The 24,822-nt window shown below is 31.4% G+C and carries 24 protein-coding genes, 1 pseudogene and 1 other annotated feature; of the genes and pseudogenes, 10 read left to right on the top strand and 15 right to left on the bottom strand.

Features of this window, described 5'->3' with window-relative positions:
• Positions 1-14: 14 nt before the first annotated feature.
• The 7 genes from HYG85_RS12990 to HYG85_RS12960 all read right to left on the bottom strand — a co-directional run bounded on the left by HYG85_RS12990 (position 15) and on the right by HYG85_RS12960 (position 7,865).
• Positions 15-1,124: a C45 family autoproteolytic acyltransferase/hydolase gene (locus HYG85_RS12990; RefSeq protein ID WP_212690013.1), complete on the bottom strand. Its 1,110-nt coding sequence runs from the start codon at positions 1,122-1,124 to the stop codon at positions 15-17.
• Between the two features lie 208 nt (positions 1,125-1,332).
• Positions 1,333-1,647, bottom strand: coding sequence for a cupin domain-containing protein (locus HYG85_RS12985; protein ID WP_212690012.1), 315 nt, complete (start codon positions 1,645-1,647; stop codon positions 1,333-1,335).
• Positions 1,648-1,770: 123 nt separating this feature from the next.
• Complete coding sequence (locus HYG85_RS12980) at positions 1,771-4,335, bottom strand: PEP/pyruvate-binding domain-containing protein (RefSeq protein ID WP_212690011.1); 2,565 nt, start codon at positions 4,333-4,335, stop codon at positions 1,771-1,773.
• Positions 4,336-4,368: 33 nt separating this feature from the next.
• Positions 4,369-4,983, bottom strand: coding sequence for a TetR/AcrR family transcriptional regulator (locus HYG85_RS12975; protein ID WP_212690010.1), 615 nt, complete (start codon positions 4,981-4,983; stop codon positions 4,369-4,371).
• Positions 4,984-5,162: 179 nt separating this feature from the next.
• The gene (gene rsmH, locus HYG85_RS12970; RefSeq protein WP_212690009.1) at positions 5,163-6,212 is read right to left on the bottom strand and encodes a 16S rRNA (cytosine(1402)-N(4))-methyltransferase RsmH; all 1,050 of its coding nucleotides are present in this window, start codon (positions 6,210-6,212) and stop codon (positions 5,163-5,165) included.
• Between the two features lie 60 nt (positions 6,213-6,272).
• Positions 6,273-7,028, bottom strand: coding sequence for a class I SAM-dependent methyltransferase (locus tag HYG85_RS12965; RefSeq protein ID WP_212690008.1), 756 nt, complete (start codon positions 7,026-7,028; stop codon positions 6,273-6,275).
• Positions 7,029-7,310: 282 nt separating this feature from the next.
• Positions 7,311-7,865 (bottom strand): TetR/AcrR family transcriptional regulator, encoded by a 555-nt coding sequence (locus HYG85_RS12960; protein ID WP_212690007.1) that lies wholly within the window; start codon positions 7,863-7,865, stop codon positions 7,311-7,313.
• 172 nt (positions 7,866-8,037) lie between these two features.
• Between HYG85_RS12960 and HYG85_RS12955 the strand changes: the two genes are divergently transcribed.
• Positions 8,038-8,928, top strand: a complete 891-nt coding sequence (locus HYG85_RS12955) for an alpha/beta fold hydrolase (protein WP_212690006.1) — start codon at positions 8,038-8,040, stop codon at positions 8,926-8,928.
• Positions 8,929-8,999: 71 nt separating this feature from the next.
• Here the strand turns inward: HYG85_RS12955 and HYG85_RS12950 are convergent, their stop codons facing one another.
• The gene (locus HYG85_RS12950; protein ID WP_212690005.1) at positions 9,000-9,716 is read right to left on the bottom strand and encodes an MBL fold metallo-hydrolase; all 717 of its coding nucleotides are present in this window, start codon (positions 9,714-9,716) and stop codon (positions 9,000-9,002) included.
• Between the two features lie 284 nt (positions 9,717-10,000).
• Between HYG85_RS12950 and HYG85_RS12945 the strand changes: the two genes are divergently transcribed.
• Positions 10,001-10,564 carry a TetR/AcrR family transcriptional regulator gene (locus tag HYG85_RS12945; protein ID WP_212690004.1) on the top strand — a complete coding sequence of 188 codons (564 nt, stop codon included), beginning with the start codon at positions 10,001-10,003 and terminating at the stop codon, positions 10,562-10,564.
• Positions 10,565-10,602: 38 nt separating this feature from the next.
• On the opposite strand, the gene HYG85_RS12940 is transcribed toward HYG85_RS12945, so the two are convergent.
• The 6 genes and pseudogenes from HYG85_RS12940 to HYG85_RS12915 form a co-directional block, all read right to left on the bottom strand.
• Positions 10,603-12,504, bottom strand: coding sequence for a heavy metal translocating P-type ATPase (locus HYG85_RS12940; RefSeq protein WP_212690003.1), 1,902 nt, complete (start codon positions 12,502-12,504; stop codon positions 10,603-10,605).
• Positions 12,505-12,815: 311 nt separating this feature from the next.
• Positions 12,816-13,256 carry a hypothetical protein gene (locus HYG85_RS12935; RefSeq protein WP_212690002.1) on the bottom strand — a complete coding sequence of 147 codons (441 nt, stop codon included), beginning with the start codon at positions 13,254-13,256 and terminating at the stop codon, positions 12,816-12,818.
• Positions 13,257-13,280: 24 nt separating this feature from the next.
• Complete coding sequence (locus HYG85_RS12930; protein ID WP_212690001.1) at positions 13,281-13,793, bottom strand: hypothetical protein; 513 nt, start codon at positions 13,791-13,793, stop codon at positions 13,281-13,283.
• Between the two features lie 606 nt (positions 13,794-14,399).
• A pseudogene (locus HYG85_RS24855) lies at positions 14,400-15,689 on the bottom strand (IS30 family transposase).
• Between the two features lie 630 nt (positions 15,690-16,319).
• Positions 16,320-16,610 carry a hypothetical protein gene (locus HYG85_RS12920; protein ID WP_212690000.1) on the bottom strand — a complete coding sequence of 97 codons (291 nt, stop codon included), beginning with the start codon at positions 16,608-16,610 and terminating at the stop codon, positions 16,320-16,322.
• 118 nt (positions 16,611-16,728) lie between these two features.
• Positions 16,729-16,905 (bottom strand): ribbon-helix-helix domain-containing protein, encoded by a 177-nt coding sequence (locus HYG85_RS12915; RefSeq protein WP_193774527.1) that lies wholly within the window; start codon positions 16,903-16,905, stop codon positions 16,729-16,731.
• Positions 16,906-17,177: 272 nt separating this feature from the next.
• Here HYG85_RS12915 and HYG85_RS12910 point away from each other — a divergent pair, with 272 nt between their 5' ends.
• The gene (locus tag HYG85_RS12910) at positions 17,178-17,525 is read left to right on the top strand and encodes a TIGR04076 family protein (RefSeq protein WP_212689999.1); all 348 of its coding nucleotides are present in this window, start codon (positions 17,178-17,180) and stop codon (positions 17,523-17,525) included.
• A gap of 183 nt (positions 17,526-17,708) precedes the next feature.
• Here the strand turns inward: HYG85_RS12910 and HYG85_RS12905 are convergent, their stop codons facing one another.
• Entirely contained in the window at positions 17,709-19,046 is a 1,338-nt protein-coding gene (locus HYG85_RS12905) for a sodium-dependent transporter (RefSeq protein WP_212689998.1), read from the bottom strand.
• A gap of 152 nt (positions 19,047-19,198) precedes the next feature.
• Positions 19,199-19,436: a binding site (T-box leader), on the bottom strand.
• A gap of 185 nt (positions 19,437-19,621) precedes the next feature.
• Here HYG85_RS12905 and HYG85_RS12900 point away from each other — a divergent pair.
• The 7 genes from HYG85_RS12900 (at position 19,622) to HYG85_RS12870 (ending at position 24,787) form a co-directional block, all read left to right on the top strand.
• Entirely contained in the window at positions 19,622-20,071 is a 450-nt protein-coding gene (locus HYG85_RS12900; RefSeq protein WP_212689997.1) for a MarR family winged helix-turn-helix transcriptional regulator, read from the top strand.
• A 111-nt stretch (positions 20,072-20,182) separates the two neighbouring features.
• Positions 20,183-20,836, top strand: a complete 654-nt coding sequence (locus tag HYG85_RS12895) for a GNAT family N-acetyltransferase (protein ID WP_212689996.1) — start codon at positions 20,183-20,185, stop codon at positions 20,834-20,836.
• Between the two features lie 127 nt (positions 20,837-20,963).
• Positions 20,964-21,386, top strand: coding sequence for a MarR family winged helix-turn-helix transcriptional regulator (locus HYG85_RS12890; protein WP_113673319.1), 423 nt, complete (start codon positions 20,964-20,966; stop codon positions 21,384-21,386).
• A 72-nt stretch (positions 21,387-21,458) separates the two neighbouring features.
• Positions 21,459-22,823 (top strand): oxidoreductase, encoded by a 1,365-nt coding sequence (locus HYG85_RS12885; protein WP_212689995.1) that lies wholly within the window; start codon positions 21,459-21,461, stop codon positions 22,821-22,823.
• A 260-nt stretch (positions 22,824-23,083) separates the two neighbouring features.
• Entirely contained in the window at positions 23,084-23,620 is a 537-nt protein-coding gene (locus tag HYG85_RS12880) for a TetR/AcrR family transcriptional regulator (RefSeq protein WP_212689994.1), read from the top strand.
• The gene (locus HYG85_RS12875; RefSeq protein ID WP_212689993.1) at positions 23,617-24,297 is read left to right on the top strand and encodes a hypothetical protein; all 681 of its coding nucleotides are present in this window, start codon (positions 23,617-23,619) and stop codon (positions 24,295-24,297) included. The genes HYG85_RS12880 and HYG85_RS12875 overlap by 4 nt, the downstream gene beginning before the upstream one ends.
• A complete protein-coding gene (locus HYG85_RS12870; RefSeq protein ID WP_212689992.1) occupies positions 24,290-24,787 on the top strand; it encodes a flavodoxin domain-containing protein in 498 nt (165 codons plus the stop codon). The genes HYG85_RS12875 and HYG85_RS12870 overlap by 8 nt, the downstream gene beginning before the upstream one ends.
• Positions 24,788-24,822 lie beyond the last annotated feature (35 nt).

The raw sequence follows: 24,822 nt of genomic DNA, 5'->3' as shown, positions 1-24,822 counted from the left end.
GTCCTCCTTCTTACTTATACCAATCTGCTAAAATCAAAAGTTGGGTGTTCTACCTCAATATTGACCATGAGATTCTCCTCTTGCAGCTCCTCATCTAAAAAGTATGTCTTCCAGCCGTTTGCTACAATACCGCCCCAGCAAATATCAACTTTTCCCAGTGTAACATCAAAAACCATACTTTTGACTGTTCCGAAAAATTCATCATACCAATGGCAACACAGCCCTGTAGGATATTTTGAAAGGAGAAGTTCTTTTAAATCATTATCATTTAATTGGTTAGATTCATCCATATATTCTTTAATATATTCATAGCGACAGACTGAATGTTCCATAGCCAATGGCTCAATTTCCATTATATCTGGAAGATGTGCATGATTTGTCGAATGTATATATTGTTTTTTAGTGGTTCTATCAATTTTCTGTACTGCTTTTTTGCCATCAAGAGTTTCAAACAAGGCAGCTCTACCATTTTTATCGGCAAGAATCAGATTAATATTATATGCAATGGGCATATCCATGAGAGATTGTAATGCTTCGTCCACATCTTTGCAATTTTCTAACAGAGAACGTATTACCGCCCAAAACTGCAAACCTGTAATAGCTGTCTTACGCATCATTTCCATATTACCAACAGGCATACCACATGAAGTTTGCCCAACCATCAATCCGCATTCATTTATTCCCTCGCTTCTCCCAAACTGCATGACACTTCCACCCATATGGACATATTTTCCTGTAACCTTGGTTTTACAGAAACAGAAATCTTCCATCTTATGAGAAAACTCATAATTACGAGCTACCATCACATGACCATTTGCCGTAAGGTTTGGAAGTACCGCAAGTAATGAACAGCCTGGAGTTAAATAGGTCATGGCATAATAGACCATCTGTAACCTTGTTGCTCCAATAGCTTCTGCGAATCCTTGTAGTTCTTCATTCAAACCTGGACAATACTTGTCAAACATCTGGGTCATTTCTTTTGCTTGTTCATCTGTAAAAGTACCCTTAGGACACTTTTGCATTTCCACAAATTGTGGGTAGTTCATAGCCATCTTTCCCAGATGATAACCAATCTCGTAGTTAGTTCCACTCAATTCAAAAATGTTGACTTTTGCTTTCTCCATATAGTTTACCTCTTTCTTAGATTTAATATAGATTCATTTTATCTAATTACCAAAGAAACTACATGATATTTTCTGCTATATTTATTTTAGATTAATACGCCCCTTATGATATAAATGATAATTATCTTATTAATCATTAATTGTCATTCTAAAAATAAAAGGTAAAATCTCATTGAATATTAGAGATCTTACCTTTTAAATATTATTATTATTTGGATGGGGCAGGCGCTTTTACAACGATCAATTCCAATACATCTTCATGTAAATTAGTAACTTTCATCTTAGTCTTGAAAGGTATTTGTAATATATCACCCTTTTTATACTCATGAGTTTCTTGTTCATCCAACTTGATTGATAAAACACCTCTTAAAACTGTCATATATACATTGGAATTAGAAAAATGTTCTGGTAAACCATCATTCTTATTAAACACCATATGGATATAATTAATATTATCGTCCATAATAACTCTTTCTACCGCTTTATCATCTGTTATGCTATATTTATATATTTTTTCTATCATTTCAGACCCTCTCCTTCATTGATATACTAAATATTATAGATGATATCTTCTATTATTTCCGTAACATTAGTTACGTTATATAAAATACATATTTTAGGGTAAGAACGATATAATTAACTCTTATTATTCCTCAATAATCTTAACAATTCCGCTTGAACCATCAACCTCCAAAATATCACCATCTTTGATTACTGTAGTTGCACCTTCAATACCTGTTACACATGGTATTCCATATTCTCTAGCAATAATGGCACCATGTTGAAGTGGTCCCCCTACTTCCATAACAACAGCAGCAGCATTAATGAATACAGGTGTCCAAGTTGGTTCTGTCGCCTTAGCTACCAGAATCTCACCCTTGAGTAGAGGTTTTTCAAAAGGTGTTAGCAGGACCTTAGCCTTACCTCTAATTACACCAGGTGAAACTGGGTCGCCAACAAAGTCTCCTGACTCTCTTTCTCTTATATATCTAAAAATTTTACCTCTTGAATCAACGATTGTAGGCCATTCTCTAACATTTTTTGTTAATTCCCTTTTTTTCTTATTAGCGATAACCACTCTCTTTAAATCGTAATTCCTATCTCTTTGGGCTTTCCCTATATCAGTTGATTTTACCATAAATATATCATTTACAGTATCCAATCTACCTTCCTTAACAAATCCTTTTGCAAGTTTTAGAACTAACTGTCTTACTTTATCATTTGCATAGACGTACATATATTTAGGATGTTCACGAATACCCAAGAGTTTATAAACATTTAAATAGTTGTTGAATTTCTTTTCTTTACCTATTTTTTTAGCCAATTCATTCAACTTAGCTACAGCTTTTTCTTTTTTGACCTTTGAATATTTCATAGCGTTATCATCAATATTGATTGACTTCAATTGTTTATAGAATTCTTCAAGATTTTCATAAGGTCGAATAGCTGCCGTATCTATTTCTCCAACACACCTACATCCATATCTATTCATGAATTCATCATATGCTGTTAAAAATGCCTCTGAAAAATCTCTTTTCTGAATTCTCTTTTTAAATTCTATACCTGAATTTATCTCTTGGAATTCATCATATGAAGCTAAGTCAACTAAACTATAACCCATTTGGCTTGTTGGATTTCCTGGAAGATCTATACTTAGTGCAATGATTTCATTATCAACACCCATACCTTCAAACATTTTCTTGATACCGTTCTCTGCACCAAGCACTCCAGCCAATCCCATAGCTTTAACCATTATTCTATTAAAAATAAACATTATTTCTGATACTATTTCATCAAAATATTTATCTGATGAGGTAATACTGTCAATATCTTCAAAAGCAATTTCAGCCATTTGGAAATATGAATCCATAACACTATTAGGATCTTTTTTTGCTTTGAGTATAGCGGGTATAGCTTGAAAACTTAACTTAATCATCATTGAAATCAAACTATTGACACCTTTTGGTTTCTTATCTAGATGGTATCCTTTGTTAAAATCAAATGACTTTAGAACTTCTCTAGTAGGCACATCATAGTTACCTATAGATTTACTTACCATCTTTAAGCCAAATGCTTTCTCAGAATTAGTTAAATCCATATATTGTCGTCCTGCAACTGCATACAATATGCCTTCTTTACCTTCTGGCATAATTCCTTGTTTAGCATTTTCAATCATCCTAGCAAACATTTCATTTCCAAGTTCTGATAATGAATATTCAAATCCCTGAGTCATTTTTATTAGATCTATATATAAATGTTTTATCTCACCTGGTTTGGTTCTATATTCCTCATAGAGTGGAAAATAAGTAGTAATGGGTCTTGATTGCAATAGATATAATTTCCCTTTTTCATATGCCCATTCTGTATCCATTGGAATACCATAATAAGTTTCACACTTCTTAATCAGCTTAGTGAGTTCTATTATTTGACTATCACTCAAAGCACTATCTTTAGGATTTTTATTTGTTTTTTCAATAGTTCCTCCGTTTTTTTGCAACCAGAGAGCTATCTTTTTGTCGTTAATCTTTTTTTCAATAATATCATTGGTTACGCTGTCTACAACATAAGTATCTGGAGTTACTGTACCAGATACAATGGTCTCACCAAGTCCAAAAGCTGCATTGATCATTACTTCATCATAACAATTATTATTTGGATTAATGGAAAAACCTACACCACTTACCTCTGATGCAATCTGTTTCTGTACAACAATAGCTATACAAGTACCTTTTAGATTTATATCATTCCGCTTTTTGTACTCCATAACTCTAAAATCAAAACAAGAGGAGAAAGCCTTAGCTATATGAGATTCTAATGCTTTTTTAGTGATACCCAAATATGTTTCATACATTCCAGCAAAACTTGTGCCTTCTAAATCCTCTTCAGGTGATGAAGAACGTACAGCAAATATATTTCCTACTCCTAGTTTAGTTATTTGTTTTTCTAGTTCTGATGCCATTGAAAGAGTTAGTTTCAGCCCTATCGCTTTTGTCTTGACAGCATTACAATTCTCTACACTTACATCAACTATAAGCTTTCTCCACTCATCTGAAGCTTTTATTTCTCTAAGCCATGGAGACAAGAAGTCAACAGATAGTATAAGACCTTCAGGTACAGGTAATCCTGCTCCGTATGTCTCTATTAATGCTTTTCCTTTCCCCCCCACCTGAGATAATGATGGTACCTTCTTTTCACTAAATAAATAAATCATCTAATAACCTCCCTATCTTCTATTTATTAGTTTTTAATTTATATAAAAATTAACTCTAATAAAATCAAGATAAATATCTACCTCTTCCATTAATGCTCCCCTATCAATAGCTTTTCCTTCTATGATATACCTATCCATATGCTCTCTAGCAATCTGTTTTACAGCATATCCTGTTAAGTTAATTAATTTTTGCACATCTACACCTTGTTTGATATTACTGAAATCAAGATTATAATTATAAAATTTTTCTTTTAACTTTGTACTTTCACTTTGTAGTGTATATTCAAGAACTTTCTTTCTATCTATCTTGTCATAGAATTCAAATAGATACGGGTATTTATCAGTCCATTCCAACTTAAGCCTAATTGTATCTCTAATCCTATTCAAGAAATCTGTTTCATTCCAGTGAATTTTATTCTCTAATTCTTCAACTCCTATTTTTATTGAATAGTAAATTAGGAAATCATATAAGTCTTCTTTATCTATAAAATAATGATATAGTAGACCTCTTGAAACTTTAGCATCTTTAACAATCTGATTTGTTGATGCCTTCTCGTAAGACTGTTTACTGAACTCTTCAAATCCACAGTTTACTATTCTTTGTACCCTTTCATTATTCAAGTCAATGTGTTTGAATTTGTCTATCATTGTGTTCACTCCTATACATCATATCTCTATAACCTATATTTTTACCGACAACTTCTGTCTATATAAATTATACTATTACCGACACATACTGTCAATGCTCTAAAGATTGACTTATATTTTTATGAGATAAGAAAACTTGAATTCCGTTAATGAATTCAAGTTTTATCTATTTATTACTATTATGCTTTTATGGCCCAACGCATTTTAGTAGAACGAGCACGACTATTAATGCGACATTCCTCTGCTGATGGTCTAATAATGTCGGGAGCAATCTCTTGGTACACACCTTCACGTAATAAACGCTTAAAGGATTTTTTTACAAGACGGTCTTCTCCTGAATGAAACGATAGTATTGCTACACGTCCACCTGGAGCAAGACTATCAGGAAGTTTTTCCAAAAATTCATATAATACTTCGTATTCATTATTAACATCAATTCGTAAAGCTTGAAAAGATCTTTGACAGGATTTTTTTATCTCATCTTTTCTTGTGTCTTTTGGAATGAATTGTAGAGCATCATTTATTATACATTGTAATTTAGTTGTCGTTGATATATCTGTTCCTCTCTTTATCTCCGATATAATTGCACGAGAAATTTCTTCTGCATAAGGTTCATCTGCATTCTCAAGCAACATGCCTTGTAACTCATCTTTTGAAACTTCTTTTAATCGCTGGGCAGCGGATATCCCCTTGTTGGGATTCAATCTTAGATCTAGGGGACCTTCATTCTTATAGGAAAATCCTCTATCAGGGTTATCTATTTGCATTGAAGATACACCTAAATCTGCTAATACAAAATTTAATGGTCCTGATTCGGCTGTAATTTGATCTATATTGGAAAAATTCATTTGCTTTATAGTTAAAATTTTATCATCATAACCTAACTTTTCTAAACGTTCCCTAGTACGTGCTAATTCGATAGGGTCAACATCCAATGCATACAAATGACCTTTTGATTCTAGACATTTAAGCATTTGTAACGTATGACCACCATAACCTAATGTTGCATCTAATCCAATTTGTCCAGGAGCTATTTGTAAGAATTCCAATATTTCTTTCACACAAATCGAGATATGCATACCCGCAGGTGTACTCCCCTTACTAATGACTTTTACTACTGTATCTCCATATTTTTCTGGTTGGTGTTCCTTATATTTTTCTTTATAAGATCTAGGATGAGTCCCTTTATATCTAACACGTCGCTTATGTTTTTGTTCTTGCTTATCCATTGATTAACCTCTCTTTTTTTATAGTTATGGTTAGTATTTGTAATACTGCTTCTACAAAACCTATATTTTCTGTGCAACAATTAAAAATCTATGTTCAGTACCTTGTATGACCTTCTTGACATCAATTATTTTTTGCAATCTACGAAGATTATCAAAACAAGTATCCACTGAGAATCCAGGAAATTCCCATTGAATTATCTTAGCAAAATAAACCAAAGCACCTACATCGTAAAAATATATAGGAGTAAATGCCTCATCTGATTTCAATATTTTAAAGCCATGTTTTACTAAATTATCAACATTATTTTCTAATGTATGATTAGGGAATTGAGGTTTAAAGTTATCTATGAGACTGCATGATAAATCATAATTATTTTTACCGCCAACCTGTTGGGTTATAAAGTATCCACCTTTTTTCAAGATACGATTCACTTCACAATAATCAAATGATTCATGGCGGTTGATTACTATATCAAAACTCTTATCTTTCAATGGTAATTTGTAGTCTTCATATACTTGTTTCACAGTAATTCCCAAGGGTTCAAGCTTTTCCTTGCAAAGTTTTACATTTGGAGGATATGCTTCTGTAACATAAGTCAAAGCATATGGATGTTTCAGTGTAAGAACAAACTCTCCGCCTCCCGTTCCCATATCTAATAACTTATCCTTGTTTTTAAGAAATGATAAAACTATCATAGAATAATCCCAAGGTAAATCTTCACTGTTCCATCTATCTTTTATATATGAAAAATCCCATCCTTTGAATGCATGAGCTTCTTCAGATTCCCATTTTCTTCTTAATTCTTCTAAATTCATTGTAACTGCTCCTTTTTATTTATTATAGATACTATAAACAGTGCAGTTAACTGATAACAAATTATTTATTCTCGGCACAATCTGCTATCAGATTATAATAACTGCACCGAGCAATTAATTCGTTTAAATCTCAAAACGAGTTCACCTCTTTCAAGAATTATATTAATATTATTAATTATCAATATGTAAAAATTATATCATTCACCAACATACCAGTCAATTTCATTTCCTATAACACTAAGCTATTGAAATTTATTACCTTACAACCAAGTTCATATTTAACTATAACTTTCTATATATTATATTCTCAATTATTGTTGCCATTTCTTCTGGTGTTTCACGATTTTCCTTCTCCATCCATAGAGTCGTAATGCTCCAGTAACCGCCCATATTGAAATAATGAGCATAATAATAACTGTCCTGTCGCTTCATTGTATCCTCTATTTCCTCTGGCATAACATGATCTACTAATACAGCAACATATGCCAAGAATTCAGGCAATCTATCACCAACAAAATATAGCATATCCGATTTACGTAGCAACTTAAGAAAATCCAAATGCTGATTCCAAAACTCAAAATAAGATACGCTAACAGAATATAGCGTTATCTCTTCTTTACTACGAATTTTTTTCGCAAAGTCTTGTAAAATAACATTACAATACAGAACCAATATATCATCTTTGGTTTTGAAATACCTATAAAATGTTCTGCGACCTATGTGTGCTTTAGAAGCAATATCAACAATAGTAATTTCTCTATAATTTTTCTTATCCATTAACGTAAGTAATGCACTTATAATCCACTCTTGTGTCTGAGTAACCGTAATCTCTTTCATATCTACTCCTCATGGCACATATTTTGAATAATGTGCCTATATTAGCTAATTTATTGTAAAAAACTTATTTTAGTATTATACTACATTAAAAGTATATGGCACAAGTGTGTCACACATATTGGTTATAGATGATTCAAGCTAATATATAATCATTATAAGGAGGTTGTTAGTTATGATAGATACAAATATAAAGGCAGAATATGAGAAATACGATGCTCTAATGCCAATACAACATGCACATATTGATAATAAAGATTTTCCCTACCGTTATTATAAAAATATTAGTCCAGCAAAGAATGTGACATTAGTTTTTCTTGCTGGTGGGACTGGTTTAGCTGATTCATTTTTTTTACTGTTCAGTTCATTTGCAGATAAATATAATCTATTAACATTCAATTACCCAAAAGGGTTTAATACAAATGCCAAATTAGCTGATGCCTTTGCAGCATTCCTGAAGCAATTGGATATACATAATGTTTATCTAGTTGGACAATCCTATGGAGGACTATTTGCTCAAGTCATGGCAAAACGTCATCCTGAATCATTGAAGGGCTTGATATTATCAGGTACATGTTCTATGTATAATGACCTGACATATAATGGAATTGCTAATATTACCAAATTTATTAATCCCAAAAAACTAAAGAAGAACCTTAGAAAGGATAGACTTGTTCCTAATATATTACTACCACCATTTTTGAAACTAGTATTTAAAAAAGTATCTTCTGGGTATAAAACCACACAAGACTTTTCCTCTGTTATTGATTTGTTAAAAGAATCTATCACTAAAGAATATTGGTATCACATGGATTTACTACTGGGAGACTTGATGAATGAATATGGAACACATAAACCAGTTGATTTTAAAACCTTCCAAAATGAGGTAATGCTTATTTTTTCTGAACAGGATACTTTCTTTTGTGATGAACTTAGAGATGCTTTAATACGATTAATGCCAAAATCTACAGTTGTTCATAATATAGATGGGGGACATCTTGCTTTAATTGTAAATCCTGAAAACTACATTAATATGATTAATACGTTTATCTATGAACGAAATTGAATACTTCTAGTGCAAAAGGTAGTATAAATCTTAAAATGATACTACCTTTACTTTTGATATGCAGTGTATTACTATTTAATCCTACTTCTTTTTTTCCTAAGCATATGAATAAGTCTACTTACATCATATTCCTTTCCATGTGCAGGAACAATTGTTTTAGCTCCCAAAGAAATTAGTCTCTCTATACTACTGTACATTTTCTCTAAACTAGTATAGTAAATAGGACGGTAATTTGCTCCTAAGAACTTAAGAAAATTCATACATGCATCTCCTACAAAAGCTACTCCATCATCACAAAGAATACTCATACTATCACAAGTATGACCTGGAGTAAAAATGATGTCAGCAGGTATACCTAAACTTCTTAATACATTTTTGTCGTCTCCATCTATGATAATATCTTCTTCATTTATAATTACAGGTGGATATTTAAAATCATTATGAAACTTAGAAAATAAACCAAAAATGAATCCAACTCTTTTTGTTATTGGAAATTCTATTTCCTGTCCATCACTATCACCCTTAGATAATAAACCAACAGAAGTTTTTTGTACTATTAGAAGGATATTAAACTCTTCTTTTAGTTTCGCTGCAAATCCAGCATGATCATCATGATAATGAGTAATAAATAAGTATTTAATCTTTGATATATCAATGTTATTCTTCTTTAATCCCTTAACAAATGAATCATAGTTACTGCTATATCCTGTGTCAATCAGCATATAGCCATTCTTTAAATGTAAAAGATATGTATTTGTTATTCCTAAATCTATTTTAATATAATTCATTTAATCATCTCCTAATCATAAAACACGAGTTATAACTCATATTTTATCATAAAATCCTTACATGTTATAACCAAAATAATTTGATACGGTATATGATTACAGACTATTTAATATAAGTCTTTCCATCTTTACGAATTACTTAAAACATAGTATAATTAGCTTGCTATTTAACACCTTGTAAATTCACTATATGCGACTAAATTAATCATATTAAGATTAGCTTTACATCTATATTTTTAACAAATAGGTAATATATAAATTAATATTTTATTGAAGGTGATACAATGAATGGTAAATTAGATAGACGGTCCATGAGAACCCAAAAATTAATATTTGATGCATTTGACGAATTACTTGCAGAAAATCAATACAGTAAAATTACTGTTGAGGATATTACTTCAAGAGCCAACATTGGAAGATCAACATTTTATTCTCACTTTCAAACAAAAGATGAATTATTATATAAATCATGCCAAAAACTTTTTCAACATGTATTCGCCGAAAAAGTTTTTGTGGAAGCAACCCATGATTTTTCACAAGCCAGAGATTTTAATGATTATATCACTCATATTTTATATCATCTAAAAGATAATAAGAAAATTATTAAATCCATGTTAACCTTTGAAGATAGCGGAGTATTTATGAATTACTTCAAAGAATACATTTATGATTCTTTTTCTACTGTTATTAAACCAATTGATACATCTAACATTGATAAAGGCTATATAAATAATCATATTGTATCAAGCTTTGTTGAAACAATAAGATGGTGGTTTAGCCATAATTTGAAAGATTCACCAGAAAAAGTTGCTGATTATTATTTATACATAATCAAAAGTATAATTTAATTTTTAATGGTCATATATATTTTTAAATATGTATCCTTTTACATAGCTTTAGCTAACCTGGTATTTTTGTTACCCTGTTTATTCTCATAATTTCTATCATACAACAACGCTGCATTCAGCACAACAAGAACAGAACCTGCGTTATGGACAAGTGCACCTGTTATAGGGTTCAAAAGTCCCAGTACACTCATTATTATAGCGAGCACATTAATAATCATTGACAATGTTATGTTAAATTTAATTGTTTTTACAGTTTCATTTGCAAGTCTTTTTACATATGGTATTTTACCAATATCATCTCCTAATAGCGCAATATCAGCCGCTTCAATTGCAACATCAGAACCCATTGTACCCATTGCTATACTTACATCTGCAGTTTTTAATGCTGGAGCATCATTTACCCCATCTCCAACCATTGCCACTATTTTCTTGTTATTTATCAATCTTTTAACATGAGAAACTTTATCCTCCGGTAATAGATCACTGTGAATATTTGATATACCTATTTTTTCAGCAAAAAAATTAGCTGTTTTTTGATTATCTCCTGTGAGTAATACTACTTCTGTATTCATATATTTCAATTCATCAACAATAACTTTTACATCATTACGCATTATATCAGATAGTCCAATTACACCAACACATTTATCATCAATTGCCATAAGAATTAGAGCCATTCCCTTATTTTGAAGGTCATTGATCTTATATTCTATTTGCTTATCAATTGTAATATTGTTTTCCTTCAAGTAATTTACTTTTCCACAATATACGGTCTTAGAATCAATTATACCCTTTACTCCTTTTCCTGGGGTCATTGAAAAATTTTCACAATCTATAAAATCTATATTTTCCTCTTTAGCTTTTTCCACCACTGCTTTAGCTAATGGATGCTCAGATAGCCTCTCAATGCTTGATGTCATTGTCAAAAATTTCTCTCTGTCGATTATATCCTTATCAAAATATATATCACTAACTGTTAATTTACCATAAGTTAATGTTCCAGTTTTATCAAAAGTTATTGTATCAACCTTACCCATATTTTCTAATGCTGCTCCAGATTTTATAATAATACCTTTTTTGGTAGCCTGACCAATGGCAGCCATTATTGATGTAGGGGTTGCTAATGCCAGAGCACAAGGACAGAAAACAACAAGAACAGTTACGCCTCTTACTACATTACCAGTAATCAACCAAACAAATATAGCAATTAAAAGAGCTATAGGAACTAACCATACAGCTAATTTATCTGCAATTCTCTGCATGGGAGCTTTATTATTTTCAGCTTCTTCAACCATCTTTATCATCTTTTTAAGTGATGAATCTTCTCCCACAGCAATTGCTTTTATATCAATAGTTCCATAACAATTAAGAGTTCCGCAATATACGTCATCACCCATAGATTTATCAACTGGCAAGGATTCTCCTGTCATTATAGATTGATCAACAGATGAACTACCATTTACTATGACCCCATCTACAGGTATCTTTTCTCCTGGTAATACTCTTAGTTTATCATTTAGTTTAATATCTTTTGCATCTATTAACTCTTCTTTATCATTTCCCCTAAGTATTCTTCCTTTTACTGGTGTAAGGTTAATAAGATTCTTTAACCCTTTGTGTGCTTTCTCTACAGTTTTATCTTCCAATATGGCACCTATCGCCATAATAAAAGCAACTTCACCAGCCGCAAAAAATTCGCCGATTAAAACAGATGCAACCATAGCCATTGATATTAATAATGCCGAAGATACCCACCTTTCAAATATTAATCTCTGTAATGCTAATATTAACATGGGTATACCAGAAATCAAAACTGCACCCCAAGCGAAATCAATAGGAGACTGTATTCCTGAAATCATACATATTAGACTTAATACTAGAAATACGCCTGATACAATTGTCATCTTAACGCCAAATAAAAAATCCATTAATCTCTTCATTGTTATTCCTCCTTACAAAAACAGTACAATATACCTGTTAAAGAACATATTGTACTGTAATTATAGTTCTGAATAGAAACGAAAACAATAATCAATATCATATAAATGTTCAATACTGTACAAATATGGATAAATGTTCAAAAACGCAAAAAATATCTCAGAACCTTATTCATGTTAACCATAGAAGATTAAAAAAAGCATCAAACCAAAATGGTCGGATGCTAATATATATAACACTTTATTTCTATATTTGTTTATAGGTTTTATACCAATTTGTAATTATAACCCCTAAGGATACTGTGACAAAGATATTATAGTTCTTTATATTCTGGGTACTCATTTTTCAAAAATAAAAAATGCTTATATCTTATATTATTACTTGTTGCATCTTCTTCAGATACACCTTTATATATCTCTAGAAAAGAATATAATCTGTTTGAAGAACAATAAATATATTCTGTTGATTTTTCAAATATAACAAAAATAAATTCCTTTTCAAAATCATTATCCTCTAAGAATTGTTCAAAAAACTCATCCTTATTTCCTGTAGAAAACAATTTATACATTTTAATATTTAATGACTGTACATTTATATCATTGCTTTTTATATAATTGTCTATATTATCTTTGGTTACTTCAATCATTTTGTTCAATAAATAGGAATTTTCTTCACAATCTTCATTAACGACTTCACATAAAAAATTACTTTCAATATATTTAATTACATCTTCTATAGTTCTTCTCATAAACATTTATATTCATCCCTTCATCTTATATTATTTTGGTAAAGTAAATGCTCCTGACCAATTACCAAAATTAACCCACATAGCTTTTGTAAGGTTGTAGATTTGTAGATTTTCTTGAACAACTTTTACTTTGTCTACATCACTTGGTACAGTAAATCTTCCAATATACAATGTTTGATGTTTAGTCGCTGGATATGCCTTGTTGATATATTTATCACTCATGTATGTATCTGGGAAGAAGTAACTAGTATCTACTACACTGTAAGTGCATTTAATATAATTGGTCAAGAAATTATCGGATTTTATTGTTGCGTACAATTCATATGTGTTTGTTCCAGGAACTTTATTGAACCAATAATCTAAATCAATATATCCATCATAATCAAATAATGGACCTAATTCAGCATTATCTTCATTTTCAATATATATTCTTTGAGTAGCTTTTTCAGCTAACAAATTATTATCATTTTCTTGTGCTAAAACTGTCATACCCATGTTTAATATTAAAGCTAAAACTGTAAATATACTTAAAACTTTTTTCATTTTTTATACCCTCCATTAACATTATAATACTATACCCAGTTACTATAAATATCTATTAACAGCGTTGGTCTAATATTAAGTTTATAAGCAGTAGTTAATATGTCAGTTATAACTTGTTTAGTTATTTAATATTGTTTATCTTTTTATTATCGCCCCCTTTTTGAATCCTAAAATATTATAAATCATTTCTAACAAAAAATTTGTAGAATCCCAATATCAAAATTGTATTTTTCATCCCTATAATTAGTAGTATTATTATGTTATTTATTATAATATTACATTTTTTATTTATATTTTAAATATTATGGTAAATTAAAAAACGAACTTCCCGTTTGTAAAACTAATTTCCCGTTTTGTATTTGAAAGTAACCTTTTGTAAGTAAAATGCACCTTTTGCAACTGAATATCTCGTTTTGTAAACATATTTCCATATTAGCATTATGATTTCAACAGTATTTTTGCTATAATTCATGTGTAGACATGAATAGAATGGCATCATTAATGGAGGTCGAGATTCTTTCGATTTTTTTGTAATCGGAAAGTCCACCCCTATTTTATGATATTAAGTTAACTCATAATGCTGGTGACGTTTGTTTGGTTTACGGTTTATTTTTTGAGAAGTTTATAGGTTAAGGTTATGTTTTCAGCGGCAACTGAAACATAACCTAGCTTACCTAATATCTCTTCTCCGTAATAAAAGCTGAACGCTTCGTATGGACTTTTATCGTTCAGCTTTTTGCGTGTGTAAGAGTTCACATGATTCATCACTAATAAGATATCTTCCTGAGTCAAATCATCAAATGATGTACCTTTTGGAAGTATTCTACGAATCAGTGTATGATTCACTTCAATAGCCCCTTTTTGATAGGGTGCACTTGGATCACAATAAAACAAACGACTTCTAAGGATGTCTATGGAACCATATTCAATAGCTTTTGGATTAGAGAATTCACTACCATTGTCAGTCAAAAGTACAGGGAATAGCTTCTCATAGTCTTTTCTTCCAAATGTCCTATAGAGATAATCAAAGATATCAATAACCGACCTGGAAGTGTTTGCATCACGAAGAAATGCCATCATAAAGCTGGTATCTACAAAGTGTAATGTTAATAAAACCTTACCACCTTTTGTACCAACAACTCAATCCATTTGAACAACAGATGTTTCAGGATTTTTATTCATATATTCGGTAAAATCCTTGTATGTACGGTCAATACGACACTTTCTATCAATCTTAAATTCAGACTTTTTGTAACGTGGTCTGAACTTAACTTTTCTTGGCAAATCAATGTTTCTGACATCAAAAAGACATGCATCAACATAGTTGTATAAGGTTTTTTCACTGCACATCAGCTCATCTACATGGTTAACATAGATTTGATGTATGGACTGACCTTTACGGATAAGTGGTGAAATGATAGCATTGATTCTTGCTATTTCAACCTCATTGGTAATAATTCCACTTCTTGATTCAGAAATATTCTCAGAGTATTTATTGTGGGCATCAATAGCACTGTAATAAGGTTTTGCCAATGTACACTTTGGTAACGTATTGCAACCATTACAAACATAAGGTGGTTTAAACTTGCTGACACAAACATCTTCTTCAAAGTAGTGACAACCATCATTGCAAAGCTTACAGTTTTTACAATAGGGTTTTGATGGATACTTACATTCATCACATACTTTGGTTCTGGTACACTTAAGTCTTAGTTTACAAGAATTATAAGGATATGCGCCATACCCTGTTTTTTTGATAATGAGATTTCGTTTAATCTCTTTTGCTATTGTGGTTCTGTCCTTAGATATAATTTTAGCTATGGCTCCGAAAGAAAGACCTGCCTTTAATCCAGCTTCGATTTCTAATCGATCATCATAGGTTAGGTATTTAGACATAAATCTACCTCCTTTTATACAGCCACCAGCTAATCAACCGTAACAAAAAACGATGAAAATATCAAACAAAAGAAAAAGGAAAACCATCTTTTTTGGCTCTCCTGAATGAAACTAATCAACTATTCAAATTTTATGTAGGTCGAAAATCCATACTTATACATATCCTCTTATCAAAGAGACTTATTTAAAAAACTTAACAATTAGGTATGGAATTTCATTTTGCAATTAAGGTTTTAAATATTATTTATTTTTGTTTAATACAATGCCTTTTAATTGCTTTTTCTATTTATATACATAAAAAAAGGATTGAATGAAATGCATCAGATCCTGTGTTTATTTACAATATGTTTCTTTTATTGAAATCATAATCTCCCTTTTGTCACAAGTTCTTTCCGGGTTTTAACCAGTAACAAGGTTTTTCCTATTTTTAACCCGTACCAAGATATTTCCGGGTATATACTCAAATTAATTAGGATTAGCTAAGATTTATAAGATTAAAATTATGAATTCACATTTCTTATGCTCTTACATATTTTTTTGTATCTATATTCTTAGCTAATCATAATAAAGAATCTAAACTAGATATCAGTCTCGTCTTCTAATATTCTAAACTTAATCATCTTGATTTATTTATATAACTCCAAGTTCTCTTAACAATTTAACCCAATCTCTATATCCTACTATGTATAACTCATTACTACTACATGATGCTTTTAATGTTTGTTTATCTATATATTCTATAATAAATTTTCTATCTTCCTTATTAAGCTTATTTAATATATCATCAAAACTATCCTGATGCTTCTTTAAATAATATTGTGCTTCATTATAATCTCTATCCGTCTCTATAAAATGTCTATACGCTGTATTTTGCATTTCTGATGTAAAATTATTAAAATGCCATCTAAAACCTTCCATCATATATACCTCTCATTCTTGAAATATTACCATAAACAAGGTATAATAAATTTACCTTCGTCTATGATGAAGGGCATAAGGGAAGTAGTGACTTTGTTTAGCGACTGGGCACTACTTCTTTTCATCCTTTAAGGTCATCTTTTAACTTCTTAATCCCACGCCTTATTGCTTCCATCATGCTTACATCTTTTTCGCTACAATAGGTGTCCAAAATTTCTTTGCTTTCAACATCTAATTTTGCAGTTACCTTATAACGTTTAGGATTGTCAGTTGGGCGACCTCGTTTCTTTTTCTCCAATTCTTCACCTCCAATAAATTAGGACTGCCCTATTTATATAATAATTAAGACTGCCCTAATTGTCAAGCATTATTTTGTGCTCTTTATTCTATATTTTAAGATTTTTTCATAGCAGTTATCTTTTGAATAAAATACAATTTAATTTCAATAATCACTGGAATTATAATCCATAAATTATGTATAATAAGAATATAAAGTATCCAAGAATTAAATTATTATACGAGTAAGTTGCTTATTAAACTACTTAATAAATTAGAATTTGGAGGTAAATCATGAAAAAATGGTATGATGAGGAGTACGAATTTGAAATTGAGGTAACTGGCTTTCTTCGCAGTGACCATACAGAGAGGTACTGCCGAAACGGTGAGGAAGTGGGGGATAAATATACCTGCACCTATGGCTGTCCAGTGAATTCGGATGGACAAGGTATCTGTTCCAAAGTTATGATGATTATGTTCCCAATCATGGAGTCGGTCAGAAGTGGTGGTGATTTACAGAATATTGGCGGCAGTTCTAAATATAGCAAGGACATTGTATGCCCAGATGGTTGCGTCATGTTCAGGCTTACGGCAAGGAAACTTGACAATGAGAATTTTTTCAAGGGGAAGTTTTTTGATTAGTTTTTAATTTATTGTACTTAATTAGAAGATAAGATCAAGTATATAAATTGCAATTTATCAATTAGATTTATCAGCAATCTTAAATTATTAAGAAATAAAGTGGACAAATTAGTTTGTCCACTTTTATACGTTCTATTTTCAACACTCCTTTAAAACAGAGCGTTAAATTTAAATGAATTCAAATTAGAAAGCTACTTTCATAAACATAGCTACACAACAAAGGATAATGACAAATGGAACATATACATAGCGACCGATATAATACCATGCATTTCCCTGTTTTTTAGTTCTACCCTTATTGATTTCAAGAAATAAATCTTCTTTTTTCATTACCCAAAACCAACAAACAGCACCTAATGTTGCACCTATAGGGATAATATAAATTGATACAAAATCCATCCATGGACCCCACTGGAAGATAGCTTCCATATTTATTCCAAAGCCTAAACAGATTAAACATAAAATGCATAGAACTCCTTTACGATTGAGTTTAGGAAACTTATGTAGTAAAGATTCACCAACTGCTTCAAACATATTTTGCAAAGAACTGATACCTGCGAAAATCATAGCAACATATAAAATAATTGCAAAAATACGACCCATAGGAATATCCTGTAAAATGGTAGGCAATGTAACAAAAAGTAATCCTGGACCTGCTCCAACATCAAGGTCATAAGAGAAACATGCGGGGATAATTACCAAGGCTGCAATAAGTGCTGCAATAGTATCAAAAAGAGCAGTTTTACGAGCCACAGAAATCACATCTTCATTTTCTCCTAAATAAGCACCATAAACAATCATCCCACTTCCTGTAATGGACAGTGAAAATAATGCTTGCCCCATAGCCCAAATCCATACCATTGGGTCTTTCAGTACCTCCCAACGTGGAATAAGCATAAACAAGTAACCTTCCATTACATTTGGAAGCATTGCAACACGTACTGCCAAAACAATAAATATTATAAAAAATAAAGGCATCATAATTTTGTTTGTTTTTTCAATACTCTTTACTCCTAAGAATAGTGTAAACAAAGTTACTATTACTATAATAACATGGTATGGTATTACAGAATGAGGCGTAAGTGAAAAAGATTCAAACCACTTACCAGTATCTACAGTCATTAAATTACCTGTTAAGGAATTAATCAAAGCCTTAAATATATAGGCTACAATAACGGCATAACCTATAGCAATGCACATTGATCCTGCTAATGGTAACCAGCCGAGAATTCCGCCAATTTTCCCAGCTCTTTTACTGCGTGTGTTCAAAGCGTTTTCATAAGAACCCAAAGTTCCTGTTTTGGAACGGCGTCCAATAGCAAACTCTGCAGGTAAGCCTACATAACTAAAAATAAAAATAAAAAGTAGATAGATTAGTAAAAATGCACCACCACCATTACTCCCCAGTTTATTTGGAAATCCCCATACATTAGCCATTCCTACAGCAGAACCCACAGATGCTAAAATAAATCCCCAGCGACTGCGAAATCTTTTTGATTTTTGTTTTTTTTCAATATCCATTAAAGAATCCTCCTAAATTAAATCATCAATTTTGTTTTACTCATATAATTCTAAAAAACAATGTTCCTCTTAAAACAAACTTAGTTCTTTAGTAATAAAAAAGTAAAACTTTCCATAGAAAATAAAAGTCCCCTGTCCCTAATAAAAAAGGGACAGAGGACGAAAGTTTCGTGGTACCACCTCTGGTTCAAGTATCTTCAAAAAAAAATACTCCTCATTGTGTGCTAACACACACTTACGCTATATCGGGCGTACCCGTCTTACCCTACTAAAATATTTCAGGCAGCTGCTCCGGAATGTATTCAATACAGTTAGTTTACATCCTTTCACCAACCGGATGCTCTCTGTAAAACTTTATCTGTTTTTACTTATTTCCTTCTTTGCATTACATATTTACCTTACAATATCATAATATTCAATATAAATCAAGTGTGACCTTAATTCATATTATAATTCCTATAGTCTATATTTTTTAATGCTGTTAGCAATCAATTAATATTTCGTTAAATAGAGGTTGACAATTATTTTTAGTTAGGCTATTATAATTATATTAACCTAACTAAAGGAGAATGAAAATGGACTTAAGATGCAATATTATCAAATTCTATCAAGATTATATTTTAAATGAACTAAAACTAATGAACAACCCAAAATTTGATAATAAAATTACTTATAACAGCTTACTATATCTTGATCTTATAGATTCTACTGAAAACTGTACCGTTAGCTATATTGCAAACGCACTACATATTGCAAAATCATCTGTGACTCTTAAAGTCAAAGAATTAGAACGGCTTGGGCTGGTAGAAAAGAAACAAAGTAAGCAAGATAAAAGAACCTACTATCTTTCAACTACTCATAAGGCAAAGGATTTATTCAAAGTATACGACCTGTCACTTGATCATGCTGTTAGTGAAATTGAAGAATACTATTCAAAAGAAGATATACAAAAATTTAATGAGATGATTCTTATACTAACACGTCATTTTAAATTGACAGTAGATGAAGAACTTAAAGTCAAATAATTACAATAAAATATTATAAAAAAGTATAAAACATAATAACTGCATTTTCGAACTTCATGAGTGTTATTTAACATTATAAGAATAATTTAAAAATAAAGGAGGAGAAAATATATGAAATTCAAGTTTGTTAAATATAAAAGTTCATATACACTGGATGCAGCAAAAATGATGAGAAAAACATGGCATTATGATAAATGCTTTGAAGGAATTAAAGATAACATTTATTTCTACAAAATATTTTTCAAATATTCTATGATTGCCAGTGACTATCATGATTTAATTGTAGATGAAAACGACAAATTAGTAGGAATTTTAATGGCTAGATCAATTAATAAAAAAAAGTTATCCTTAAACTATATCGGATTAGGTATAAACTTTATATTTAGATGGTTAACCGGTGAATTCGGCAAAAGAATACAGGCTATTAAAAATATATCTATAATGGTAAAAGATAATGAAAAAATAATGAAAGACGTAAAGAAATACGATAATGAAATAACTTTATTTTTTGTCGATGAAAATACCCGAGGAAACGGGTTAGGCAAAAAACTGATGAATAGGTATATTAACTACTGTAAGAACCAAGGTATTAGAAATATAATCTTAATGACAGATGCTGGATGTAATTATGGATTTTATGAACATTATGGATTCAAGCGAATCAACGCAATCCACAGCGATCTTTTCGCAAAACCTGAAATTGAGTATAATGGATTTGCATATGCTTATGAAGCGGAATTATCTATAGAAGGGAAGATTGATTAATCTCTTCCTACATAACCGTAAGTAAGAAAAACATTAATAATTATCCTTGACAATAAAAAAATCAAATGATACAATGCAACTAGTATAAGGAAGTTCGTTATATTTATGGTAATGAAAGGAAATTAATATGAATAACAATCGATTAGACAACATTTTTCTACAATTTAAAAGACTAGTTGGTATTATTGAAAAAGATATTATCAAAAAAATCTCTGATATGGATATTGGTGATCTTACAATTGCCGAAATCGGTATTATGGATGCTATTGGATTAAATTCTGAAAAAACAATAAAAGAAATTGCTCAGCAGTTAGAAGTTGCAGTAAGTACTCCAACAAAGACTATGGACCGCCTTGTAAAAAAAGGTTATATTGTTAGAAAAACCAGTGACGAAGATAGAAGAATGGTCGTTTCAACATTAACTGAAAAGGGACATGATGCATTAATCAAAGTTACTACCATGCGTCAAGAAAAAATAATGGAATTTACAAAAAAACTTACCCATGAAGAAATTGATCAACTATTGCTAATCCTAGATAAACTTATGTAATATTTTTTTTAGGATAATATAACGAAATTCCTAATATACGATTATACTAAAATATGAAAGGAAGAATTAATTATGTCAAATCAAGAAAAACCTCTATTACAACCAATCAAAATAGGAAGTCATACTATTAAGAATAGAGTGGTTATGGCACCAATGAATATGAATTATACTGCTCCAATGCACTTTCCTAGTAAACAACAAAAAGCTTATTATGCTGCAAGAGCTATGGGTGGTACTGGAATGATTATTGTTGAAGCTATGAGAGGTACTGACCACGAGACTGCAGATACATATCGTAAATATAATAATTTAGCAATTTATGATGAGACTTTTGTACCTAAAATGGCTGATTTTGTAGAGCATGTCAAGTCATTTGGAGCAAAGATCATTGCACAAGTATCTATTGGTCCCGGTGCTCAAGGAACAAGCGATCTTGGAGCCACTCAACCAGTAGCCGCTTCACCTATTGGATATCATGTACGACACCATAAACTAATAACTGGTTTAGGCTCTCCAACAAATATGAAGCCTACCCTCTCCCTAGCAAGAACACTTGGTTATAATGAAAAAATTAGTACCGATCCAATAAAAGCCTTTGAACAGATCAGTAATGTGCCTGGTATGCATATTATTGGAGAAATACCAAGAGAAATAACAAAAGAAGAAATCAGCAAACTGATAGCTGATTATGGTTATGCTGCAAAATGTATTAAATTAGCAGGATTTGATGGAATTGAGATTCATGCACCTCATGGATACTTATTACATTCATTTATATCACCAAGATTAAATCAAAGAACTGACCAATATGGTGGTTCATTGGATAACAAACTAAGAATTATCAAAGAAAGTATTGATTCAATGAGAAAGTATGTAGGACCTGACTTTGTTATCGGTGTTAGAATTAGTGCATCAGTAGAAATTGAAGGAGATATTACTCCTGAATATGCTAATGAAGTAGCTAAAAAATTAGAAAGCTATGGCGCTAATTTTATTCATTTATCAGATGGGTCTTATGAATGTATGAGTGACTTTATTCCCAAAAAAGAAGGTCAAGTATTACCTAAAGCTAAAATAGTTAAACAAGGATTAACCATTCCACTTATTTGTCCATCAGTTCATGATCCTGAATTAGCAGATGAAGCAGTTCGAAATGGTGACGTAGATATGATTTCACAAGGCAGACAACAAATAGCTGATCCAGAGTGGGTGAATAAGTATGCTGAAGGAAAAACCGAAGATATTGTTCGTTGTACACGGTGTAATGAAGGATGTATTAAACGTTTCTTAGTTGGATTACCTGTACGATGTACCATGAATCCAATGGTAGGACATGAAGAAGATTTTGATAAGTATGCAAAACGCTCATTAGAATCACTTCAAAATCGTCATTGGGAAACAATAGGTGAAATTGGTAAAGAACCGTCTTCATTTTGATAAAATCATTGATAAATCTTTATTAGAATAGAACTATGATTAGCTAAAATGGTGCTGTCTCACTAAGACAGCCCCATTTTTAAAATTGTTATATTTTTATGAATGTCTCAATCATTTTTGCAAAATTCATTGACAATCATTGTGATGTGATGTATTATAAAATTAAACATGATTAAAACTTGTTTAAATACGTTTAATAGAGGTATTATAATATGAACTTAGATGAAGCAAAATCTAAAGATAAGGTATTCCAAGCTGCAATGGAATTAGTGCTTGAGGGAAAAAACGATAAACAGATAACAACGAGAGAGATTGCATCAAAAGCTGGTGTGAATCTTGCGCTTATCAATTATTATTATCAGTCAAAAGAGAATCTGCTTAGTCAGGTTGTAGGAACGCTGATGGGTGATATTATTGAAAAATTTAATCCAAATAGCCACACAGGTACCGATGCACAGACAAGACTACGAAGTATACTGTTTTCTACAGCGGATGCGGCATTCAGATATCCCAGTATATGTAAAATAGCCATTTCACAAGAACTTAAAACCGGATGCGAGAGCTCTTGCAAATTAGTCATACCTTTACTAAAAGAGATAATGACTGAGTTAGATGAATCAGATTTGAATATTATCGCTTTGCAATTAATGATTCCATTTCACCATATTGTACTTGAACCAGAGCTTTATAGTAGGTATTTGGATACAGATTTTTATGATGAAAAATTGCGGAAGCAAAAGATTAATCAAATGATTAATAATGTATTATCTAGACAAACTAAGGTGGTAGAGAAATGATAAACATAAAAAATTCGAAACAGGGTAACATCAATCACGCAATCAAGACAATTGTTGCCACACTCGGTGTCGTTTTCGGTATAGGTGGCATAGGTCATGGTTTTTTTGAAACACTCCAAGGTAATAATGCGACGAATGGTTATGTAATCCATGCTATAGGTGAAGCAAACAGAATGTGGCTGCATGGAAATGAACCAGCATTTACTATAATCCCGAATTTTCTTATAACCGGTATTGCAGCAATGTTGGTTGGGACTGCCATCATCATCTGGTCGTCTTGCTTTATGCATAAAAAGCATGCATCTGTGATATTTCTGTCATTGTTTATCTTGTTGTTTTTAGTCGGTGGTGGAATAGGTCAGGTAATATTCTTTATAATAGGATGGGCAATGTCCACTTGCATCAACAGACCACTTAACTGGTGGCAAAAGATTCTACCTGCAAGTATGCGCAAGTTTTTATCAAAGCTGTGGCGACCTTTTCTAATTGTCAGCACTTTGTTGATACTTTTCGCATTGCAAATCGCCATATTTGGATTTGTGCCTGGCGTATCTAATCCGGACAAAATCAGCACAATAATGGTTTCTTCGTTGGGTGCAGGATTACTGTTCTTGATTCTATCGTTCATATCAGGATGCGCTTATGACATTAATAAGGGAGGAATAACCAATGAATAAAAAAATATTAGTGGCTTATGGCTCAAAAAAAGGCTCTACTGCAGAGATTGCCGAAAAAATCGGTGAAACACTTAGGCAAAAAGGCTTTCAGGTAGATGTTCTAGATGCTGGTAAAGTAAAAGATCTAACCCCTTATAGTAAAATCATTCTCGGCAGTTCAGTTTATATCGGTTTTTGGCATAAAAAAGCTGTGTTATTCTTAAAAAAGAACATCGAGGCATTGGAAAAAATGCCTGTTTGGCTTTATATCTGTGGTCCAACCGGTCATGAAAATCCGATTGAACAAATAAAAGGCAGGTTTTATCCCAAATCTTTACAGCCAGTTATTGAACGTATACATCCTAGAGAGATCACCTGCTTTGGTGGCAAACTGGTGTTGAAAACATTGAATCCTTTTGAAAAATGGATTGTAAAAAATGTAAAAGCTCCAGAAGGCGACTTCCGTGATTGGCAGGCAATTACATCCTGGGCAAATACAATCAAAGAATAGCACTGATCTGATGAAGTATTGAAATTGTATTCATT

This window comes from Vallitalea guaymasensis, from assembly GCF_018141425.1.
GTDB classification, from domain to species: Bacteria; Bacillota; Clostridia; order Lachnospirales; family Vallitaleaceae; genus Vallitalea; species Vallitalea guaymasensis.
The sequence above is the reverse complement of the archived record's forward strand: the minus strand, read 5'-3'. Positions and strand labels throughout refer to the sequence as shown.

Excerpts from the sequence above, each read along its gene's own strand:
- HYG85_RS12880 (WP_212689994.1), top strand. The coding sequence starts at position 23,084 with ATGGAATTAGTGCTTGAGGGAAAAAACGATAAACAGATAACAACGAGA.
- HYG85_RS12990 (WP_212690013.1), bottom strand. The coding sequence starts at position 1,124 with ATGGAGAAAGCAAAAGTCAACATTTTTGAATTGAGTGGAACTAACTAC.
- HYG85_RS12945 (WP_212690004.1), top strand. The coding sequence starts at position 10,001 with ATGAATGGTAAATTAGATAGACGGTCCATGAGAACCCAAAAATTAATA.
- HYG85_RS12930 (WP_212690001.1), bottom strand. The coding sequence starts at position 13,793 with ATGAAAAAAGTTTTAAGTATATTTACAGTTTTAGCTTTAATATTAAAC.
- HYG85_RS12905 (WP_212689998.1), bottom strand. The coding sequence starts at position 19,046 with ATGGATATTGAAAAAAAACAAAAATCAAAAAGATTTCGCAGTCGCTGG.
- HYG85_RS12985 (WP_212690012.1), bottom strand. The coding sequence starts at position 1,647 with ATGATAGAAAAAATATATAAATATAGCATAACAGATGATAAAGCGGTA.
- HYG85_RS12900 (WP_212689997.1), top strand. The coding sequence starts at position 19,622 with ATGGACTTAAGATGCAATATTATCAAATTCTATCAAGATTATATTTTA.
- HYG85_RS12885 (WP_212689995.1), top strand. The coding sequence starts at position 21,459 with ATGTCAAATCAAGAAAAACCTCTATTACAACCAATCAAAATAGGAAGT.
- HYG85_RS12875 (WP_212689993.1), top strand. The coding sequence starts at position 23,617 with ATGATAAACATAAAAAATTCGAAACAGGGTAACATCAATCACGCAATC.
- HYG85_RS12890 (WP_113673319.1), top strand. The coding sequence starts at position 20,964 with ATGAATAACAATCGATTAGACAACATTTTTCTACAATTTAAAAGACTA.
- HYG85_RS12975 (WP_212690010.1), bottom strand. The coding sequence starts at position 4,983 with ATGATAGACAAATTCAAACACATTGACTTGAATAATGAAAGGGTACAA.
- HYG85_RS12910 (WP_212689999.1), top strand. The coding sequence starts at position 17,178 with ATGAAAAAATGGTATGATGAGGAGTACGAATTTGAAATTGAGGTAACT.
- HYG85_RS12955 (WP_212690006.1), top strand. The coding sequence starts at position 8,038 with ATGATAGATACAAATATAAAGGCAGAATATGAGAAATACGATGCTCTA.
- HYG85_RS12940 (WP_212690003.1), bottom strand. The coding sequence starts at position 12,504 with ATGAAGAGATTAATGGATTTTTTATTTGGCGTTAAGATGACAATTGTA.
- HYG85_RS12965 (WP_212690008.1), bottom strand. The coding sequence starts at position 7,028 with ATGAATTTAGAAGAATTAAGAAGAAAATGGGAATCTGAAGAAGCTCAT.
- HYG85_RS12950 (WP_212690005.1), bottom strand. The coding sequence starts at position 9,716 with ATGAATTATATTAAAATAGATTTAGGAATAACAAATACATATCTTTTA.
- HYG85_RS12980 (WP_212690011.1), bottom strand. The coding sequence starts at position 4,335 with ATGATTTATTTATTTAGTGAAAAGAAGGTACCATCATTATCTCAGGTG.
- HYG85_RS12960 (WP_212690007.1), bottom strand. The coding sequence starts at position 7,865 with ATGAAAGAGATTACGGTTACTCAGACACAAGAGTGGATTATAAGTGCA.
- HYG85_RS12935 (WP_212690002.1), bottom strand. The coding sequence starts at position 13,256 with ATGTTTATGAGAAGAACTATAGAAGATGTAATTAAATATATTGAAAGT.
- rsmH (WP_212690009.1), bottom strand. The coding sequence starts at position 6,212 with ATGGATAAGCAAGAACAAAAACATAAGCGACGTGTTAGATATAAAGGG.
- HYG85_RS12870 (WP_212689992.1), top strand. The coding sequence starts at position 24,290 with ATGAATAAAAAAATATTAGTGGCTTATGGCTCAAAAAAAGGCTCTACT.
- HYG85_RS12920 (WP_212690000.1), bottom strand. The coding sequence starts at position 16,610 with ATGATGGAAGGTTTTAGATGGCATTTTAATAATTTTACATCAGAAATG.
- HYG85_RS12895 (WP_212689996.1), top strand. The coding sequence starts at position 20,183 with ATGAAATTCAAGTTTGTTAAATATAAAAGTTCATATACACTGGATGCA.